This window comes from Betaproteobacteria bacterium, from assembly GCA_009377585.1.
Classification (GTDB): Bacteria; Pseudomonadota; Gammaproteobacteria; order Burkholderiales; family WYBJ01; genus WYBJ01.
The window spans coordinates 10,170-14,300 of record WHTS01000140.1 but is presented as its reverse complement, the minus strand read 5'-3'; the positions used below and the strand labels follow the sequence as shown (position 1 = coordinate 14,300).

The window sequence follows — 4,131 nt, the reverse complement described above, 5'->3', positions numbered from 1 at the left end:
TGAGGAGGGTTCGATTTTCGTCGCCTGCGGTTGTGTCCTCGACTCGACTCTGAAGAGCGCGCTCTTCCGAACGAGGCGCGCCGAAGGCGTTCGAGCCGGACAAATCCCTAATCAGTACGACGACCTGTCGGGCAGGTATCGTCGATCTCGCAAGCAATAGGGAGAACGTATGAAGAATCGCCGGTCAACCTATTCGCACTGCTGCTCGCACTGGCAAGCACCGGTGCCGGCGCGTATCCGACAAAGCCGGTGCGTATCGTCGTTCCCTTCGCCGCCGGCGGCGGCGGCACGGACAGCTTGGCGCGCCTACTGGGCCAGAAGCTAACAGAGGCGTTGGGGCAGACCGTTATAGTGGATAACCGCCCCGGTGCGGGAGGCACGATAGGCACAGAACTCGCCGCGCGAGCTGCGGCCGACGGTTACACGCTTCTGATGGTCAATGCGGGCCACGTCATCAACCCCCATATCTATAAGAAGCTCCCTTACGACAGTGTCAAGAGCTTTGATCCGGTCGCGCTCATTGCCACGGCATCGTACGTTCTTGTGGTTCATCCCTCGGTCCCAGCGAAGTCGGTGAAGGATTTGATCGAGCTGGGCAAGGCTCGTACCGATCTCTCGTTCGCATCCTCCGGCATCGCCAGCACGCCGCATCTCGCCGGGGAACTCTTCAGCACTATGGCCGGCATCAAGATGACGCATGTGCCGTATAAGGGCGGCGGCCCGGCCAACACGGCGCTCGTTTCCGGAGAAGTGTCGTGCTATTTCGGCAGCGTCTCCGGCGCGCTGCCGCATATCCGCTCGGGCCGCACGCGGGCGCTAGCGGTGACCGGCGTCAAGCGCTCGCCGGCGCTTCCGGCCGTGCCGACGATTGCCGAGGCCGCTTTGCCGGAATACGACATCACCGGCTGGTTCGGCATGCTGGCGCCGGCGGGCACTCCGCAGGAGGCAGTGGCCACGCTGAACCGGGCACTAGGAAAAGCGTTGCAGCAGCCTGACGTAAGAAAGCGGCTCCTTGAACATGAAGGGGCTGATCCCGCCGGCGGTTCGGCCGCAGAGTTCGCGCAGTTCATCAGCGCCGAGCTTAGGAAATATGCCGAAATCGCACGGATCTCCGGCGCGCGACTCGAGTAAGGCATGCGCCTTGCCATGTACCAACCTGCGCGCGAGCGCCAGTGCAAATGGCGAATCGGTGCTGCCATCGACGGCTTCATGCTCGATCTTGAAGCCGCGATAGCAGCATACAACCGTGAGGAGACCGCCGATGCTCCGGCCGTCGACCTACCCGCCAACATTCTCGAGCTGCTGCGTCGGGGAGATGAGGCCTTGGAGGCTGTGAGGCGCGTGCACGAGTGGGCGCACAGTTGTCGCACCGCGACTCCAGACACGCGGATGTTTATACCACTCGACGATTGCGTGCTGGACGCTCCACTGCGCCCCGGCAAGTTGATCACGCTCGCACGCAATTATCACGAGCACGTGGTCGAGCATGGACTCACGCATACGGGTAACGTGCCATCGGCGTCCATCAAAGCCTCCTCCTCGTTGACTGGCCCCTATGACGACATCGCCAGGCCAACGGTGGAGCGCCAGCTTGATTACGAAACCGAGCTCGCCGTCGTGATCGGCCGGCGATGCAAGAACGTGCCGCAGGCACGAGCCTACGAGGTCATAGCCGGCTACACGGTATTGTGCGACATCGTCGCGCGTCAGGTGCTGAAGATCGAGCGCGCAGCAGGCAATCAGTTCCTGGGAAAGATGTTCGATTCGTTTGGGCCGCTCGGTCCGTGGCTCGTGACCAAGGACGAAGTGCCCGCCCCCATGAACCTGACGATCAGGACACGCGTGAACGGCGAGTTGCGCCAGCATAGCAATACCGCCAGGATGATCTGGAACATTCCCCAGCTCGTTGCCTATTTTTCGCAGGCGACCCTGGAGCCGGGCGACATCATCTCCACCGGCACTCCTGCGGGTGTCGCTGCCGCACGCAAGCCGCACGAGTCGCCTTGGTTCCTCTGCCCGGGCGATCTGATCGAGTGCGAAGTTGAGGGTGTGGGCTTGCTCCGCAACCGCGTCGTCGAAGACACGAGTGGTCCGGCAAGCTGGGATTGGACGGCCCAATGACCCTCAATTCTTGCCGGCCAGGCGAGGCCCAGTCGTTCATCGTTCAATGGAGGATGCAATGAAGATCACGCAATTGAGTAACGTGATGGGTGCCGAGGTGACGGGCGTTGATCTTAGCCAACCTCTTAGTTCAAACGATCGTCGGCAGCTGTACCAGGCGTTTCTCGACCACTTGCTGTTGTGCGTGCGGGACCAGCGCTTCGCGGACGTCGGAGTCTTTCTCGACGCAGCACGCAACTTCGGCGAACCGAAGGTGCAGCATCTCGAGTCCTACCGCTCCGACAAGAATCCCGAGGCGGGAGTTGTTTCGAGTGAGGACCGGGACGTCAAGGACGGCAAGCGGATCATTCGCGGGACGATGTTCCATACTGACGAGAGCTTCATCGCGGCGCCGCCCAAGGCGACGGTTTTGTACGCGGTGCAGATCCCCGGGCGTGGCGGCGACACGCGTTACGTCAACATGAGGAGGGCTTACGAAGCGTTGGACGACCGCACGAAGGAAGAGATCGACAAGCTGACGGCGATTCACTACTACGGCAAGAAGCGTGAAGGCCGCAAAGTGCCTTCGCTCACCGATGAGCAAATGAAGAGCACGCCGCCAGTGGAACATCCCGTCGTGCGCAAGCACGAAGAGACCGGCGTCAAAGCGCTCTATGTGCACGAGACGATGACCGACTACATCGTCAGTATGGAACCTTCCGCAAGCGAAGCGCTGTTGCGGCGCCTCTATGACCATAGCGCGCACAACCCCCAGTTCCAGTACCACCATCAATGGCGCACCGGTGATTTTGTTATTTGGGATAACCGAGCGACATTGCACGCTGCAACGGCGGACTACGCGGAAAACGAAAGACGCCTGATGTATCGCACCATGATCAAGGGCAGGCCGACACGTTGATGCGTCGGACGTGCGCGGTCGCCGCCGTCGTGATTCGTGGCATTGCGTCGCAATTGGCGGGAAATTGTGCTTCGATGCCTACCAAGCAAGCGGGCAATCGTAGCGGGACAATGACCGCACATGCGATACGCGGTAATGCGGTATCGTTCTTCCTGGGTGAGCTGGTGATACGTCATGGGTGCAACCCCTTCCCTGGCCGGATGAGGAGGCAGCCAGTGTCACCGCTCCCCACCTCGATTCAAAGGGTGTTGCACTTACTTTGTGAATCCGCGCTTCCTTAATCCAAGAAAGAATCAGACTCGACGCCCGAGCAGGAACTGCTGCGTCCGCTTTGCGACATTCCTGCAAAGTCCATCCCGATCTTAGCCGACACCGAATGTCCGCCGGCACCCTTTCGGGCGCGAGGTTCCGGTATACGGACTGCGCCCGATCGAGTGGCGAGAGCCCGAGCAGCGCATGCTATGCTCGATCGGTCCATTGGGAGAGTGAGTTGCAATGAAGCGTTGGGTTCTGTGCGTTTACGGGCTTGCGTTGAGCGTGGGGGTCGGCACGCTGCACGCGCAGTCTTATCCATCGAAAGCAGTGCGGATGATCGTGCCGTTTCCGCCGGGCGGCGGCACCGACTATACGGCGCGGCTCATCGGCCAGAAGCTGAGCGAGCTCTGGGGCCAGCCGGTCGTGATCGAGAACCGCCCGGGCGCGAGCACCATCATCGGCTCCGATCTCGTGGCGAAGGCTGCGCCCGACGGGCACACGCTCATCATGGGCTCGGTGAACCACACCATCAACCCCCATCTCATCGCGAAGTTGCCGTACGACACGATCAAGGATTTTTCTCCGATCACCGTCTGCGTCACCGCGTCGTACGTGCTGGTGGTGCATCCGTCGCTGCCGGCGAAGTCCGTCAAGGAGCTCATTGCACTCGCCAAGGCCCGACCGGGAGAGATCAATTATTCGTCGAGTGGAAGCAGCGGTCCGCAGCACCTCGCCGGAGAGCTCTTCAAGATGATGGCGAAGGTGGATATCACCCACGTGCCCTACAAGGGCGGCGGCCCCGCTGTCACCGCCCTCGTGGGCGGTCACGTGCAGATGCAGTTCTCCACGCCGGTGTC

General features: G+C 61.4%; 5 protein-coding genes. 4 read left to right on the top strand and 1 reads right to left on the bottom strand.

What is annotated here, in order from left to right; genetic code table 11:
- Positions 1 to 144: 144 nt before the first annotated feature.
- The 3 genes from GEV05_27140 to GEV05_27130 are packed head-to-tail and all read left to right on the top strand — an operon-like array spanning position 145 to position 3,019.
- The gene (locus GEV05_27140) at positions 145 to 1,131 is read left to right on the top strand and encodes a tripartite tricarboxylate transporter substrate binding protein (protein ID MPZ46975.1); all 987 of its coding nucleotides are present in this window, start codon (positions 145 to 147) and stop codon (positions 1,129 to 1,131) included.
- A gap of 3 nt (positions 1,132 to 1,134) precedes the next feature.
- Positions 1,135 to 2,121 carry a fumarylacetoacetate hydrolase gene (locus tag GEV05_27135; GenBank protein ID MPZ46974.1) on the top strand — a complete coding sequence of 329 codons (987 nt, stop codon included), beginning with the start codon at positions 1,135 to 1,137 and terminating at the stop codon, positions 2,119 to 2,121.
- Between the two features lie 46 nt (positions 2,122 to 2,167).
- Positions 2,168 to 3,019, top strand: coding sequence for a hypothetical protein (locus GEV05_27130; GenBank protein ID MPZ46973.1), 852 nt, complete (start codon positions 2,168 to 2,170; stop codon positions 3,017 to 3,019).
- Here GEV05_27130 and GEV05_27125 read toward each other — a convergent pair.
- The gene (locus GEV05_27125; protein MPZ46972.1) at positions 2,956 to 3,195 is read right to left on the bottom strand and encodes a helix-turn-helix domain-containing protein; all 240 of its coding nucleotides are present in this window, start codon (positions 3,193 to 3,195) and stop codon (positions 2,956 to 2,958) included. The genes GEV05_27130 and GEV05_27125 overlap by 64 nt on opposite strands.
- Before the next feature lie 319 nt (positions 3,196 to 3,514).
- Between GEV05_27125 and GEV05_27120 the strand changes: the two genes are divergently transcribed.
- The coding region (locus tag GEV05_27120; GenBank protein ID MPZ46971.1) for a tripartite tricarboxylate transporter substrate binding protein at positions 3,515 to 4,131 on the top strand (617 nt) is incomplete at its 3' end.

Bases quoted from the DNA above. Each gene is read 5' to 3' on its own strand.
- GEV05_27135 (MPZ46974.1), top strand. From the start codon at position 1,135: ATGCGCCTTGCCATGTACCAACCTGCGCGCGAGCGCCAGTGCAAATGG.
- GEV05_27130 (MPZ46973.1), top strand. From the start codon at position 2,168: ATGGAGGATGCAATGAAGATCACGCAATTGAGTAACGTGATGGGTGCC.
- GEV05_27125 (MPZ46972.1), bottom strand. From the start codon at position 3,195: ATGACGTATCACCAGCTCACCCAGGAAGAACGATACCGCATTACCGCG.